This window comes from Streptomyces sp. NPDC021115 (genome assembly GCF_044333065.1).
In the GTDB taxonomy this organism is placed as follows: domain Bacteria; phylum Actinomycetota; class Actinomycetes; order Streptomycetales; family Streptomycetaceae; genus Streptomyces.
In genome coordinates this window covers 18,765-33,757 of the sequence record NZ_JBIRQF010000011.1, presented here as the reverse complement: position 1 = coordinate 33,757, position 14,993 = coordinate 18,765, and the positions used below count along the sequence as shown (strand labels likewise).

Sequence of the window (14,993 nt, the reverse complement as noted above, 5' to 3'; positions counted from 1 at the left end):
GGGGAGTCCGGGCCTTAACGCACCGCCACCGCCGGGCACAGCTCCAGCAGTTCGGCCGGTTTCCGCAGCACCACATCGGGCTCCGCCGCGAGCAGGGTCTCCTCCTCCGTCTCACCCCACAGGGCTGCCACGGCGGTGACCCCGGCGCCGCGCGCGCTGGCCAGGTCGGTGACCGCGTCGCCGACCATCACGGTCCGTTCGGGCTGTGCGCCCATCGCCGCCATCGCCTTCAGCACGATGTCCGGCGCGGGTTTGGGGTGGGCCACCTCGTCCGAGCCGAGGACGATGTCGAACAGCGGGAGGATGCCGAGCTGTTCGAGCAGCGAACGCGCCCGGGGCCCGCTCTTGCCCGTCGCCACGGCGAGCCCGAGCCCGCGTTCGCGCAGCTCCGACAGCAGCTCGGGCACACCGTCGAACATCTCCACGCGGTGGGCGAGCCGGTAGCTCTCGCGGACGAACGGGGCCTCCATCTCCAGCGGCAGGTCCATGATCCGCATGATGTCGGGGAAGTAGCGCCCCAGATGCCGGTTGTACTCCTCGAAGGGCGGCTCGCCCTCGCCGACGACCTCGGCGTAGGCGAGGGTGAACGCCTCGCGCATCACAGCGAAGCTGTTGACGAGCACTCCGTCGAGGTCGAAGACCACCGAGGTGACCGGGGTGGCGGCCACGTCGGAGGGTGGACGGCCGTGGCTGGTCGGTTGGCTGCTCATGTGTACTCCCGCTGCCGGGGCTCCCGGGCGACCCGGGCCGAGGTGTAGACCCGCTCGATGGCGCCGATGGTCCGCCGGACCTCCTCGATCGCCCGGCCCCGCTCGGCCGGATCGGCCAGCAGCGCGGGAAGGGCGTCGAGCTGCCGGTCGTACTCCGCGCCGATCGGCTCGGTGTGCACGGCCACCGGACGGGTCTTGCCGTCGACGGTGCGGGTCAGGGTGGACCGCTCCAGACGGTTCGGGCTGAACCCGAAGGTGCAGTGCAGCGTCGCGCTGCCCCCGCTGCCGTCGATCGTGATGCGGGTGGTGTCGAGCGCCTCGTGCGACGCCCAGCTCGCGTGCAGGACGACCGAGCGGCCGTCCTCGGTGATGAGGAATCCGCGCGCGGTGTCCTCGACGTCGGTGTCGCCCGAGCGGGGTGCACCGCCGTCGTCGCCGCGCCACGCGGCCCCCGAGGTGTTCTGGGTGATGAAGTCGGAGGACACGGTGCCGACGGCGTGCCGGAACGTGGCCGAGCCGAGCAGCGGAACCGCGATGTCGAACAGGTGCCAGCCCAGGTCGACCAGCGCCCCACCGCCCGCGAGCGCCCGCTGGGTGAACCAGCCGCCCCGGTCGGGTACGCCGCGCGAGCGCACCCAGGCCAGCTCGATGTGGCGGATGTGGCCCAGCCGGGCGCCGATCTGGTACAGCGCGCGCACATCGGCGCGGTAGCGGGCCGCGCTGCCCGCCAGCAGTACCGCGCCACCGGAGCGCTCCGCGTCGGCCAGCCGCTCGGCCTCATCCGACGTCAGGCACACCGGCTTCTCCAGGAACACCGGGATGCCCTTGGCCAGCAGTTCGGCGGCCACCGTGCAGTGCAGATGGTTGGGCACCGCCACCACGGCCAGGTCCACCGTGGCGGGGTCGATGTCGTGGACCGCGGCCAGCAGCGGCACCTCGGCTCCGGCCGCCGTCGCGGCGATGGCCGCCCGGCTGCGTTCGTCGGGATCCACCGCGGCGGTCACCGTGAACGCGGGGTGGCGGGTGAGCCGGGGCAGCCAGATCGACGCGGCCGCCCAGCCCAGCCCGACCACCGCGGTCCGGATCGGCCGCTCGCGATGAGAAGGGACGCTCATGCGCTCGCGACGACGTCGGCGACGACTGCGGCCACTTCGTGCATCTGCTCCTCGCTGCCCAGCAGCACCCGGTGGTGCAGCCACACGCAGTCGCGGGTCAGCTCCTCGGAGTGCGGGCAGCGGCGGGCGAGTTCCTCCACCGACAGGTCAGGGGCCGCGACCTCCCAGAAGGCGTCCGTGCGGTAGACGGCGCGGAAGGCGACGAACGCGGGCAGCCCGCGCTCGATGAGCGTGTCCACCACCTTGGCGCGCCGCTCCTCGGTGATGCCCGGGATCCGGAACATGGCCATGTAGTGCGGATTGCGGTCGCCACGGTCGTCGCGCCCCTGCGGCACCACACCGGGGATCTCGGCGAGCAGTCGGCTCAGCACCGGCCAGCGCTGCTCGCGCGTGGTGATCTGGTCCTCCAGGCGGGCCAGTTGGGCGCGCAGCACCGACGCGGAGAACTCGTTCATCCGGAAGTTGGAGCCCGAGGTGCGGTGGAAGTAGCCGCGGTCCGTGCGCGGACGCCCGCAGCTGTGCCGTACGAAGCCCTTCTCGTACAGGTCGGTGGTGGGGAACAGCACGGCGCCGCCCTCACCGGCGGTCATCAGTTTCCCGTTCTGGAAACTGAACGCCGCGACCGAGCCCAGCTCACCGACCTTCTTGCCGCGCCACTGGGCGCCGTGTGCGTGGGCCGCGTCCTGGACCAGCGGCACGCCCGCGTCGGCGGACAGCTTGTCCAGCGCGTCCATGTCGCACATCTGACCGGCCATGTGCACCGGCATGATGGCGCGGGTCTTCGGCCCGATGGCCGCCTCGACAGCCGCGGGGTCGATGCAGTACGTGTCCGGGTCGACGTCCACGGGGACGGCCACGGCGCCGAGGCGCTGCGCGGCCTGCGAGGACGAGATGAAGGTGAACGCGGGCACGATGACCTCGGTGTCGGCGCCGACCCCCAGCACCTCAAGGGCGAGCTCCAGCGCATGCGTTCCGTTGGTGACCGCGAGCGCGTGCCCGCCGCCGTGGGCCTCGGCGAACTCGGCCTCGAAGGCGTCCACCTCACCGCCCCCGATGCGCCACCACTGCCCCTGGTCCAGGGCCCGGATCAGACCGTCGCGCTCTTCGTCGCCGAACTGCGGCCACGCCGGGAGCTCTGATCCCAGTCGCACACCATTACCCATGATTTCCCTGCTCCTTTTTGCGTTATGGAGACGCCCCCGGTGGTTGCCATAGCACGCTAACCGGCCGAAGGGGAATCGTCATTCCCCTGAGGACCCCCCTATATCCCCCCTTACAATCCTGCTCGGCTGGTTTTTGACGTCGTCTCCGCGGCCGCCGTGCTACAAATGGCACGGCCATGTTCAGCCGCCGCAATTCGGCCAACCGCACCCGTCGATGAATTGACCGGATATCAATCCGGCGCTGCGTCCGGGAGGAAACCATCAGTTACCTGGGAATCGACGTCGGCGGCACCAAGGTGGCGCTGCGCCTCGAACGCGAAGACCTGAGCATCGCCGAGTCCGGCTTCCGCTGGTCCGACGGCGACGCCGGTCATGACCTGGATCTGCTGGCGCACCACGTCAAGGAGATGTCCGGCGGCGACCCCGGGCGGCTCACCGGCGTCGGGGTCGCCATGCCCGCCACCCTCGACGCCACCGGCACGGTCCTCGCCTGGCCCGGCCGCCCCGCATGGACCGGGGTGGACCTGCGCGGCGCGCTGTCCGCGCTGTTCGGCGACGGCGTCGAGGTGGGCTGCGCCGACGACGGCGATCTGGCCGCGCTCGCCGAAGCGCACGAAGCGGGCTGCCCCGACCTGCTCTACCTCGGGGTCGGCACCGGCGTCGGCGGGGGCATCGTGCTGAACGGCGCGCCCCTCCCCGGGGTGGGGCGTGGCTCCTGCGAGGTCGGCCACATGGTGGTGGACCGCGACGGGCCGCCGTGCGACTGCGGCCGTCGCGGCTGCCTCCAGGCCGTGGCCTCGGGCCCGGCCACCCTGCGCCGGGCGGCCCGGCGGCGGGGCGGCGAGGTGACGTTCACCGGGCTGCGCGGCGCCGTGGAGCGAGGGGAGCGGTGGGCCGTGACGACGCTGGGGGAGAGCGGCGCGGCCCTGGCGGCGGCCGTGACCGGCGTATCCGAACTGCTGCACCCGTCGCTGGTGTTGATCGGCGGGGGCTTCGCGGCGGCGATGCCGGAGCTGGTGACGATGGTGGCCGAGCGGACGACGGCGCTCCAGCGCCCCGGGCATCCGCTGCCACCGGTCCGCCCGGCGCGGCTCGGCGGGCTGTCCTCGCTGCACGGCGCCGTCCTGCTGGCCAGGGGACTACCGGGCTGACGCCCGCCGCCTCACGCGGTGTCCCGCTCTACGGTGTCGCCTCACGCGGTGTCCCGGTCCATGGCGGCGAGCGCGGCGGTGACCGTCTCCTCGGCGAGTCCGGAGACCAGCTCCGGACCGCCGGGCCCGTCGAGGACGAAGGTGAGCCCGTCCGTCGCCTTCTTGTCCAGCCGCATCACGTCGATCAGCCGCCCCGGATCGATGTCGGCGGGCAGCGCGTACGGCAGTCCGTACCCCCGTACGACCTCCAGGTGCTCCGCCGCCCGCGCCTCGTCGATGCGGCCCAGGGCCAGGGCGAGACGGCCCGCGAAAACGGTGCCGATCGCCACCCCCTCACCGTGCCGCAGCCTGAAATCCGTGACGATTTCCAGGGCATGGCCCAGGGTGTGGCCGTAATTGAGCACATGGCGCAGCCCGGAGTCCCGCTCGTCAGCGGAAACCACCGACGCCTTGAGCGCCACGCTCGCCGCTATCTGCTCAGGCAGCGTGAGTCCGCGCAGGTCACCGGCGCCGATGAAGTGGCAGCGGGCGATCTCCCCGTAACCGTTGAGCATTTCGGCCGCAGGCAGCGTCCGCAGGTAGTCGGTGTCGCACAGCACGGCGGCGGGCTGCCAGTAGGCGCCCACCAGGTTCTTCCCCTCGGGGAGGTTCACCGCCGTCTTCCCGCCGACGCTGGCGTCGACCTGGGCCAGCAGCGACGTCGGCAGATGCACCACCGGGACGCCCCGGTGATACAGGGACGCGGCCAGTCCGACGACATCGGTCGTGGTCCCGCCACCGCACGAGACAACCGCGTCCGACCGGGTCAGGCCGAAACGGACGAATTCGCGGCACAGTTCTTCCACCGTTGACAGCGTCTTGTCCGCTTCGCCGTCGCGGGCGGGCAGCACCACCGAGGGCACCCCGGGGTCGGGAAGCCACTCCTGCGGCCGCGCGGAGACCATTGCCACGCGCTGTGCGCCGAGTCCCGCGATCACTTCGGACAGCGAACTCCGGACACCCGGCCCGATTTCGACGGGATAGGAACGGTCACCGAGTTCCACCGTGACGCGGGTATGCGGATGAGCGGGCGTCGTCATGCGCTCTCAGTCCCTCCATGAGGATGGCCGGGAATTCCCCGCGGCCGAATCTAGTGCCGGTGTACCGGGGCCATCCAAGAACCCCGGACATTACCTGCACCACTCATCAAGTTAGGGATGACATAGGGGGGTGTTCAGGGGGTAATTCGGGGCCTGCCGTGGTGAGACTGGGACGGGTGAGGCGCCCTTCTGCCACCGCGGCATGCCCGTCTCTTATCCGTCCGGAGGGATAACGACATGTTGCGCACGGAGCTGATCCGCCCGCTGCACGAGCTGCTCGTTACGCAGGCCCGGCGCTTCGGCGACAAACCCGCCTACCGCGATTCCCGAAGCACCGTGAGCTACCGGGAATTGGAGCTGCGCACCCGCCGCCTGGCCGGACACCTCGCCGAACTGCGCCTCCAGCCCGGCGACCGGGCCGCGATCTGCCTCGGCAACCGCGTCGAGACGGTGGAGAGCTACTACGCCATCGCCAGGGCCGGTGCGGTCGGCGTACCCATCAACCCCCGCAGCACCGACGCCGAGCTGGCCCATCTGCTCGACGACAGCGGCGCCCGCGTGGTCATCACCGATCACGCCCACGCCGGGCAACTCGGCCGACTGCTGCCCCGGCGGCCGCATCTGACGGTGGTGATGGTCCACGACGAGACCGCGACCGCCACCCCGTCCGGCTTCGTGCCCTACGGCACCCTCGTGGCCACCGACCCCGCCACCCCCGCCCGGGACGACCTCGGCCTGGACGACCTGGCGTGGATGCTCTACACCTCCGGGACCACCGGCAAGCCCAAGGGCGTGCTGTCCACCCAGCGCAACTGCCTGTGGTCGGTCGCCGCCTGCTACGTGCCCGTGCCGGGGCTCGGCCCCGAGGACCGCGTGGTGTGGCCGCTGCCCCTGTTCCACAGCCTGTCCCACATCGCCTGTGTGCTCTCGGTGGCCTCCGTCGGCGCCACCGCCCGCATCGTCGACGGGCTCTCCGCCGAGGACGTCCTGCGCGCCCTGAACGAGGAGCGGGCCACCCTCCTCGCCGGGGTGCCCACCCTGCTGCACTATCTGCTCGACGCCGCCCGCGACCACGGCTTCACCGCGCCCGACCTGCGGGTGGCCCTCGTCGGCGGCGCCGTGACCACCGCCGCGCTCCGCCGCTCGTTCGAGGAGGTCTTCGGGGTTCCGCTGATCGACGCCTACGGATCCACCGAGACCTGCGGCTCGATCACCGTCAACTGGCCCGTCGGCGCCCGGGTGGAGGGCTCGTGCGGGCTTCCGGTGCCCGGCCTCGGCGTACGGCTCGTCGACCCCGAGCGTGGCGTGGACGTCGCCGACGGCGCGGAGGGCGAGGTGTGGGTGCGCGGCCCGAGCGTCATGGCGGGCTACCACAACCAGCCCGAGGCCACCGCCGCCGCCCTGAAGGACGGCTGGTACCACACCGGCGACCTGGCCCGCCGCGACGCGGCCGGGTACTTCACCATCACCGGCCGCATCAAGGAACTCATCATCCGCGCGGGCGAGAACATCCACCCCGGTGAGGTGGAGGAGGCCGTGCGCGCGATCCCGGGCGTGGCCGACATCGCGGTGGTCGGGAAGCCGCACGATCTGCTCGGCGAGGTCCCGGTGGCGTTCGTGGTGCCCGGGCCCGAGGGGATCGACACCCAGCGGCTGTTCACCGCGTGGCGCGACCGGCTGTCGTACTTCAAGGTGCCCGAGGAGCTGTACGAGATCGACGCGATCCCGCGGACCGCGTCGGGCAAGATCACCCGCCATAAGCTGCTGGAGGTACGTGCCCGGCTGCGCGCGTCCAGCAGCGGCCACCACGACAACCTGTTCCGCCTGGACTGGATTCCGCGCACCCCGCTGTCGCCCACGGCGGAACCGCCCCACCGCTGGGCCCTGGTCGGCGGACCGGCCGGCCTGGCCGCGCATCTGGACGCCGAGGGCGTGGCGTACGACGTCCACCCCCATCTCGCGGCCGCGCGCACCGAGCTGGCGCGGGCCGCGGACGGCACGCTGCCCGAGGTGCTGCTGCTGGACCTGACCGGCAGCCCCGCCCACCCCCACCCGGCCATGCGGCGCGCCGCCGAAACCGCCGCCGACCTGGAGTCGTTGCTCGCCGATGACCGGCTCGACCCCGTGCGGCTGGTCGTCGTCACCCGCCACGCGGTGGCCACCGGTGGACACGAGGACGTCACCGACCTCACGGCCGCGCCCCTGTGGGGACTGGTCCGCTCGCTCCAGACCCGGCACCCCGGCCGCATCGCACTGGTCGACCTCGACGCGGAAGGACCGACGGGCGCGGCATCGCTGGCGGTTGCCGTGGCCTGTGACGAACCGCAGCTCGCGGTGCGCTCCGGTGTCGTGCTGCTGCCCCGGCTCGCCCGGGTGTCCGTGGACCCCGACGAGGTGTCCGCGCCGCCCCTCGACCCCGAGGGCACCGTGGTCGTCAGCGGACCGGACACCGCGCCGGGCGCGGCCGTCGCGCGCCATCTGGTGGCCGCGCACGGAGTACGCCACCTGCTGCTCCTCACCGCCCCCGGACCCGGGGTCGAGGTGGCCGAAGCCCTCCGTGCCGAGCTGACCGGCCACGACACCGACGTGGCCGTCGCCGTCTGCGACGCGACGGACCACACCGCCCTGCGCGCCGTCCTGGACGCCGCGCGGCCACCCCTGGCCGCGGTGGTGCACACCGCCGGGGACACCGGGCCCGAGGCCGCCGTGGCCGGTGCGTTCGCCCTGCACGAGCTGACCCGCGACCGCGACCTGTCCCTGTTCGTGACGCTCTCCTCCGCCACCGGCACCCTCGGCGCCACCGGAAACCACCGGGACGCCGCCACGAGCGCCACGCTCGACGCCCTGGCACACCACCGCCGCGCCCACGGCCTGCCCGCGCTGTCCCTGGGCTGGGGACCGTGGCAGGGCGGGCCGACCGGCGGCGCCGTACCGCCCGGCGCGGGCGCGCTCGCGCAAGCGCAGGCGCTCGTCGCATTCGACGCCGCCTGCGCGAGGGACGAAGCGGCGTTCGTCGCCCTGCGGCTCGACCACGCGGCGCTGCGCGAAGGACCGGTCCCCGCCGTCCTGCGCGGCCTGATCGACACCCCCGCCCGGTCCGGCGCGTCCGGCGACACCGACGGGTCCGGCCTGCGCGCGCGGATCGCCGCGCTCCCCGAGGCCGAACGGACTGCCGCGCTGCTCACGATGGTGCGCGCGGAAGCCGCCGTGGTGCTCGAACTCCCGGCGGCGGACCGGATCGAGGACGAACGGGCCTTCAGCGACCTGGGGTTCACCTCGGCCTCGGCCGTCCGGCTGCGCGACCGGCTCCAGACGGCCACCGGACTCGGCCTGCCCGCCACCCTCGCCTTCGACCACCCCACCCCCCTCGCCCTGGCCCGCCGCCTGCGCGCGGAGCTGCTCGGCGAACACACCGCGCCGAGTGCCGCCACCCGGGCCGCCACGCCGCTCGCCGAAGAGCCGATCGCGATCGTGGGCATGGGGTGCCGTCTGCCGGGCGGGGTGGGCTCTCCCGAGGACCTGTGGCGGCTGGTGTCCGAGGGCGCGGACGGGATCTCGGAGTTTCCGGCGGACCGTGGCTGGGATCTGGCGGGGCTGTACGACCCGGATCCGGACGCGGCGGGGACGTCGTACGTGCGCGAGGGCGGCTTCCTCGACGACGCGGCGGGCTTCGACGCGGAGTTCTTCGGGATCAGCCCGCGCGAGGCCGTGGCGATGGACCCGCAGCAGCGGCTGCTGCTGGAGACCTCCTGGGAGGTCTTCGAACGCGCGGGAATCGACCCCGGGACGCTGCGCGGCAGCCACACCGGGGTGTTCGCCGGGGTGATGTACCACGACTACACGTCGGGTGTGCGTCGGCCGTCCAAGGAGATCGAGGGCTACCTCGGTGTCGGCGGCGCGGGCAGTGTGGTGTCCGGCCGGGTGTCGTACACCTTCGGTTTCGAGGGCCCGGCGGTGACGGTGGACACCGCGTGTTCGTCCTCGCTGGTGGCGATCCACCTGGCGGCGCAGTCCCTGCGCTCGGGCGAGTGCACGCTCGCCCTGGCCGGTGGCGTCGCGGTGATGGCCACACCGGGGAGCTTCGTCGAGTTCTCGCGGCAGCGCGGCCTCGCGGTGGACGGCCGGTGCAAGGCGTTCGCCGAGGCCGCCGACGGCACGGGGTGGTCCGAGGGCGTCGGCCTGCTGCTGCTGGAGCGGCTGTCGGACGCCCGGCGCCACGGCCACCAGGTGCTGGCCGTCGTACGGGGGTCCGCGCTGAACCAGGACGGCGCCTCCAACGGACTGACGGCGCCGAACGGCCCCTCGCAGCAGCGGGTCATCCGGCAGGCCCTCGCCAACGCCGGGCTGGACCCCGCCGACGTCGACGCCGTGGAGGCGCACGGTACGGGTACGTCGCTGGGTGATCCGATCGAGGCGCAGGCGCTGCTGGCGACGTACGGCCAGGAGCGCGCCGAGGACCGCCCCCTGTGGCTGGGCTCGCTGAAGTCGAACATCGGCCACGCGCAGGCGGCTGCGGGTGTCGCCGGGGTCATCAAGATGGTCGAGGCCATGCGGCACGGTGTGCTGCCGAAGACGCTGCACGTGGACGCGCCGACGTCGGCCGTGGACTGGTCGGCGGGCGCGGTGGAGCTGCTGACGGAGGCGCGTGCGTGGCCGGAGACGGACCGTCCGCGCCGGGCGGGGGTGTCCTCGTTCGGCATCAGCGGCACCAACGCCCATGTGATCCTCGAAGCGGTCGAGAGCGAGGGCGAGGTCGCCGAGCGGGCTCCGGCGCCGGACGGTGTGGTGCCGCTGGTGCTGTCCGCGAAGTCGCCGGAGGCGCTGACCGCCCAGGCCGAACGCCTCGCGTCCTTCCTGACCGACCACCCGGCCGCCGAACTCGCCGACGTCGGCGCCTCGTTGGCCGCACGGCCGCGCTTCGGCCACCGCGGTGTGGCGGTGGCCGCGTCCCGGGCCGAGGCGCTGACCGCGCTCGCCGCGCTCCGAGAGGAGCGCTCCGACGCCACCCCCGGCGACGGGCGGCTCGCCGTCGTCTTCCCCGGCCAGGGCTCCCAGCGCGTGGGCATGGGACGGCGGCTCCACGCCGCGTACCCCGTCTTCGCCGACGCCTTCGACCAGGTGTGCGCCGCCCTGGACGCCCGGCTCGGACACTCCCTGCGCGAGGTGGTGTTCGCCGGGCCGGACACCCCCGAAGCCGCGCTGCTGGACCAGACGCGCTTCACCCAGGCGGCCCTGTTCGCCGTCGAAGTGGCGCTCTACCGGCTGGTCGAATCCTGGGGCGTACGACCGGACTTCGTCGCCGGACACTCCATCGGCGAGCTGGCCGCCGCCCATGTGGCGGGCCTGTGGTCGCTGGAGGACGCCGCGACGCTCGTGGCGGCCCGTGGCACGCTGATGCAGGAACTGCCCCCGGGTGGGGCCATGGTGGCCGTCCAGGCCACCGAGGAGGAGATCACACCGGAGCTGTCCGACCTGGTGGCCGTCGCGGCGGTCAACGGGCCCGACTCCGTGGTGATCTCCGGCGACGAGCGGGCGGTGACCGACCTCGCGACCGGGTTCGCGGCCCGCGGCCGCAGGACCAAGCGGCTCCGGGTGTCCCACGCGTTCCACTCACCGCTGATGGACCCCATGCTGGACGCGTTCGCCGACGTGGCCCGGGGCCTGCGCTACACCGCGCCCGCCCTCCCCGTCGTGTCCAACCTGACCGGCACGGTCGTCGAGCCCGAGCGGCTGTGCACCGCCGCGTACTGGGTGGACCACGTACGCGCCACCGTGCGCTTCGCCGCCGGAATGGCCGCCCTGGGCGAGCAGGGCGTGACCACCGTCCTGGAACTCGGCCCCGGCGCGGCGCTGACCGCCATGGCGCAGGAGTACCTGCCCGCCGGGACGGAGTGCGTGGCGAGCCTGCGCGACGACAGGACCGAGCCCCACGCCCTGCTCACGGCCGTCGCCCGGGCGTACGAACGCGGCGCCCACGTGGACTGGCGGGCGATGTTCGCGGACACCGGCGCACACCGCGTCGACCTGCCCACCTACGCCTTCCGGCACCAGCGCTACTGGCTGGACACCGGCGGCTTCGCGGGCGACATGAGCGCGGCGGGCATCAGCCCCGCCGAGCACCCGCTGCTCACCGCCACCGTCCAGCTCCCCGACTCCGGCGGTGTGGTGTGCACCGGGCGGCTGTCCCTGGCCACCCACCCCTGGCTCGCCGACCACGCCGTCTCCGGAACCGTCCTGCTGCCCGGCACCGGGCTCGTCGAACTCGCCGTACGCGCGGGCGACGAGGTCGGCGCGGACTGCCTGCGCGAACTGGTCATGGAAGCGCCCCTGCCGCTGCCCGACACCGGCGCCGTGGACGTGCGCGTCTGCGTCGGCGGCCCGGACGACACCGGCGACCGCCCGGTGGGCGTGTACTCCCGCCCCGCCGACGCGGACCCCGCGGACACCGTGTGGACCCGGCACGCCACCGGCACCCTGATGGCGGCCGCACCGGACCCCGGGCCCGGCCTCACCTCATGGCCACCGGCGGACGCCGAGCCCCGCCCGGTGACCGACTTCTACTCCGAACGGTTCGCCGCCGGGTACGAGTACGGCCCGGTGTTCCAGGGCGTACGAGCGGTCTGGACCCGCGGCAAGGAGGTGTTCGCCGAGGTCACCCTCGACGAGGAACACCACGACGACGCCCGGCTGTTCGGCCTCCACCCCGCCCTCTTCGACGCCGCGCTGCACCTCAGCGCCTTCGGCGCCGTCGCCGAACCCGATGGCGGGGAGCGCCTGCTGCCCTTCGCCTGGACGGGGGTGAGGCTGCACGCCTCCGGCGCCTCCGCCCTCCGCGTCCACCTGGAACCCGTGGGCGGCGACGCGGTGTCGCTGCGCATCGCCGACCGTACCGGCGCCCCGGTCGCCACCGTCGACTCGCTCGTGCTGCGCCCCGTGGCGGCCGAACGGCTGCGCCCGGCGGCCGAACACCTCCACGACGCGCTGTTCCGCACCGCGTGGACCCCCCTGTCCACCGAAGCGGGCGCCCTCGAAGTGGGGTCCACCGGAGCGCGGCCCGGCGGTCTTGAGGCGGCCCAGGTCGTCGAAGCCGTCGCCGAGGGCCCGGGCGCCGCCCAGGCCCACGCGCTGACCTCCCGCGTGCTCGCCGAACTCCAGGCGTTCCTCGCCAAGCCGGACGACGACACGGCCCAACTGGTCGTGCTCACCCGCGGCGCGGTCGCCGTACGCGACGGCGAGAGCGCGGACCCGGCCGGGGCGGCCGTGTGGGGTCTGGTGCGCTCCGCGCAGTCCGAGCACCCGGGCCGGATCGTCCTGGCCGACCTCGACGAGGACCCCGCCTCGCACAGCGCGCTCTCCGGCGCGCTCGCCACCGCGGAACCGCAACTCGCCGTCCGCGAGGGCGCTGCCGTCACACCCAGGCTGGTCAGGGCCACCGCCGAGGGACTCACCGTCCCCACCGGCGCCCGCGCCTGGCACCTGGACACCACCGGACCCGGCACGCTCGACCATCTCGCCCTGGTGCCCGCCGACCCGGTGGAAACCCTCCCCGAAGGCCACGTCCGCGTGGGCATCCGCGCCGCGGGCATGAACTTCCGCGACGTCCTCATCGCGCTCGGCATGTACCCCGGCAGCGCCGCCATCGGCGGCGAGGGCGCCGGAGTCGTCCTGGAGACCGGCCCCGGGGTGACCGGACTGGCCCCAGGCGACCGCGTGATGGGCCTCTTCCCCGGCCGGGCCTTCGGCCCCGAGGCGGTCGCCGACCACCGCACCCTCGTCCGCATCCCCGAGGGCTGGACCTTCCCGCAGGCCGCCGCCACCCCCATCGCCTTCCTCACCGCCTACTACGGACTCCACGACCTCGCCGCCATCCAGCCCGGCGAAGCGGTGCTCATCCACGCCGCCACCGGCGGTGTCGGCATGGCGGCCGTCCAGGTGGCCCGCCACCTCGGCGCCGAGGTGTACGGCACGGCGAGCCCCGGCAAGTGGCGGACGCTCCGGGCCACCGGACTGGACGACCGCCACATCGCCAACTCCCGCACCCTCACCTTCGAGCGGGAATTCCTCACCGCCACCCAGGGCCGTGGGATGGACGTCGTACTCGACGCCCTGGCCGGGGAATTCGTCGACGCGTCGCTGCGCCTGCTGCCCCGCGGCGGCCGGTTCCTGGAAATGGGCAAGACCGACATCCGCGACGCCGACGAGGTCGCCGCACACCACCCCGATGTCGCCTACCGCGCCTTCGACCTCGCCGAAGCCGGACCCGAGCGCACCCGGCAGATGCTCGCCGAGCTGCTGGAACTCTTCGAGAACGGCACCCTGACCCCGCTCCCCGTGACCGCGTGGGACGTGACCCACGCCCCCGAAGCCTTCCGCCACCTCAGCCAGGCGCGCCACACCGGCAAGGCGGTCCTCACCGTGCCCCGCCGCCCGGACCCCGACGGCACCGCGCTCATCACCGGCGGCACCGGCACCCTGGGCGCCCTGCTCGCCCGCCACCTGGTCACTTCGTACGGCGTCCGAAACCTGCTGCTCACCAGCAGGCGCGGCCCCGACGCACCCGGCGCCGCGGACCTCAGCGACGAACTGACCCGCCTCGGCGCCACCGTCCGCATCGAGGCGTGCGACGCCGCCGACCGCGACGCGCTGGCCCGCCTGCTGGCGTCCGTCCCCGCCGACGCCCCGCTGACCTGCGTGGTGCACACCGCGGGCGTCGTCGACGACGGAGTGGTGCCCGCGCTCACCCCCGAGCGTGTCGCCGGAGTGTTCCGGCCGAAGGCCGACGCCGCGCTCCACCTGCACGAGCTGACCCGCGATCTGGACCTCGCCGCCTTCGTGCTCTTCTCCTCGGCCGCGGGCGTCCTCGGCAACCCCGGCCAGGCCAACTACGCCGCCGCGAACGCCCTTCTCGACGCCCTTGCCCGGCAGCGCCGCACCCAGGGCCTGCCCGCCGTCTCCCTCGCCTGGGGCTTCTGGTCGCTGGCCAGCGAGATGACCAGCGGGCTGACCGAGGCCGACCTCCAGCGCACCCGGCGCGACGGCATGGTGGGCCTGACCGCTGACGAGGGAACGGCCCTGTTCGACGCGGCGCTCCTCGGTGACGACGCGGCAGTGGTGCCCACCCGGCTCGATCCGACGGCGCTCCGCGGCCTGGCCGAGCACGGCGAACTGCATCCGCTGCTGCGCGGCCTCGTACGCCCCCCGCGGCGCGCGGCGCGCGCGGGCGCGCCCACCGGCCGGACCCTCGCCGAGCGGCTGGCCACCCTCCCCGCCGAGGAGTGGGCGGACCAGGTGCTGGAGGTGGTGCGGAAGGAGGCCGCCACCGTACTCGGGCACCGGGACCCCGAGCTGATCGTGCCCGACCGCGCGTTCAAGGACGCCGGATTCGACTCGCTGACCGCGGTGGAACTGCGCAACCGCCTCGGCCGGGCCTCCGGTCTGCGCCTGCCCGCGACCGCGGTCTTCGACTACCCGGCCCCCACCCTGCTCGCCGGATACCTGCACCAGGAGCTGTCCCAGGACACCGACCCGGTCGCGGCCACCCTGGACACGCTCGACTCGCTGGAGGCCGCGGTGGCGGCGCTCCTCACCCGGGACCTCACCGACGCGCGGATCAGCACCCGTCTGCGCGTCCTGGGCGCGCGGCTCGACGAGGCCACGGGCGAGACGAACGGCACCGACGCGGACCAGCTCGCCTCGGCCACGGCGGACGACGTCTACGCCTTCATCGACAACGAACTCGGGCTCGCCTGACCCGCCGCCCTCCGGACATACGAGA

Annotated in this window: 6 protein-coding genes; 2 read left to right on the top strand and 4 right to left on the bottom strand. The window is 73.8% G+C overall.

Translation table 11 applies throughout. The annotated features are described in order from the left end of the window. Window positions 1-14: 14 nt before the first annotated feature. The 3 genes from ACH4TL_RS28830 to ACH4TL_RS28820 are packed head-to-tail and all read right to left on the bottom strand — an operon-like array spanning window position 15 to window position 2,988. The gene (locus tag ACH4TL_RS28830; RefSeq protein WP_398321405.1) at window positions 15-710 is read right to left on the bottom strand and encodes an HAD-IA family hydrolase; all 696 of its coding nucleotides are present in this window, start codon (window positions 708-710) and stop codon (window positions 15-17) included. Continuing rightward, window positions 707-1,825, bottom strand: coding sequence for a Gfo/Idh/MocA family protein (locus tag ACH4TL_RS28825; RefSeq protein ID WP_398321402.1), 1,119 nt, complete (start codon window positions 1,823-1,825; stop codon window positions 707-709). Before ACH4TL_RS28825 ends, ACH4TL_RS28830 begins: the two co-directional genes overlap by 4 nt. Further along, window positions 1,822-2,988, bottom strand: a complete 1,167-nt coding sequence (locus ACH4TL_RS28820) for a DegT/DnrJ/EryC1/StrS family aminotransferase (protein ID WP_398321399.1) — start codon at window positions 2,986-2,988, stop codon at window positions 1,822-1,824. Before ACH4TL_RS28820 ends, ACH4TL_RS28825 begins: the two co-directional genes overlap by 4 nt. A gap of 218 nt (window positions 2,989-3,206) precedes the next feature. On the opposite strand from ACH4TL_RS28820, the gene ACH4TL_RS28815 reads away from it, so the two are divergent. Then, complete coding sequence (locus ACH4TL_RS28815) at window positions 3,207-4,139, top strand: ROK family protein (protein WP_398322133.1); 933 nt, start codon at window positions 3,207-3,209, stop codon at window positions 4,137-4,139. Between the two features lie 41 nt (window positions 4,140-4,180). Here the strand turns inward: ACH4TL_RS28815 and ACH4TL_RS28810 are convergent, their stop codons facing one another. Continuing rightward, window positions 4,181-5,218, bottom strand: coding sequence for a 3-dehydroquinate synthase family protein (locus ACH4TL_RS28810; RefSeq protein WP_398321396.1), 1,038 nt, complete (start codon window positions 5,216-5,218; stop codon window positions 4,181-4,183). A gap of 237 nt (window positions 5,219-5,455) precedes the next feature. Here ACH4TL_RS28810 and ACH4TL_RS28805 point away from each other — a divergent pair, with 237 nt between their 5' ends. Further along, complete coding sequence (locus tag ACH4TL_RS28805) at window positions 5,456-14,968, top strand: SDR family NAD(P)-dependent oxidoreductase (RefSeq protein WP_398321393.1); 9,513 nt, start codon at window positions 5,456-5,458, stop codon at window positions 14,966-14,968. Window positions 14,969-14,993: the final 25 nt, after the last annotated feature.

Bases quoted from the DNA above. Each gene is read 5' to 3' on its own strand.
- ACH4TL_RS28820 (WP_398321399.1), bottom strand. From the start codon at position 2,988: ATGGGTAATGGTGTGCGACTGGGATCAGAGCTCCCGGCGTGGCCGCAG.
- ACH4TL_RS28805 (WP_398321393.1), top strand. From the start codon at position 5,456: ATGTTGCGCACGGAGCTGATCCGCCCGCTGCACGAGCTGCTCGTTACG.
- ACH4TL_RS28830 (WP_398321405.1), bottom strand. From the start codon at position 710: ATGAGCAGCCAACCGACCAGCCACGGCCGTCCACCCTCCGACGTGGCC.
- ACH4TL_RS28810 (WP_398321396.1), bottom strand. From the start codon at position 5,218: ATGACGACGCCCGCTCATCCGCATACCCGCGTCACGGTGGAACTCGGT.
- ACH4TL_RS28825 (WP_398321402.1), bottom strand. From the start codon at position 1,825: ATGAGCGTCCCTTCTCATCGCGAGCGGCCGATCCGGACCGCGGTGGTC.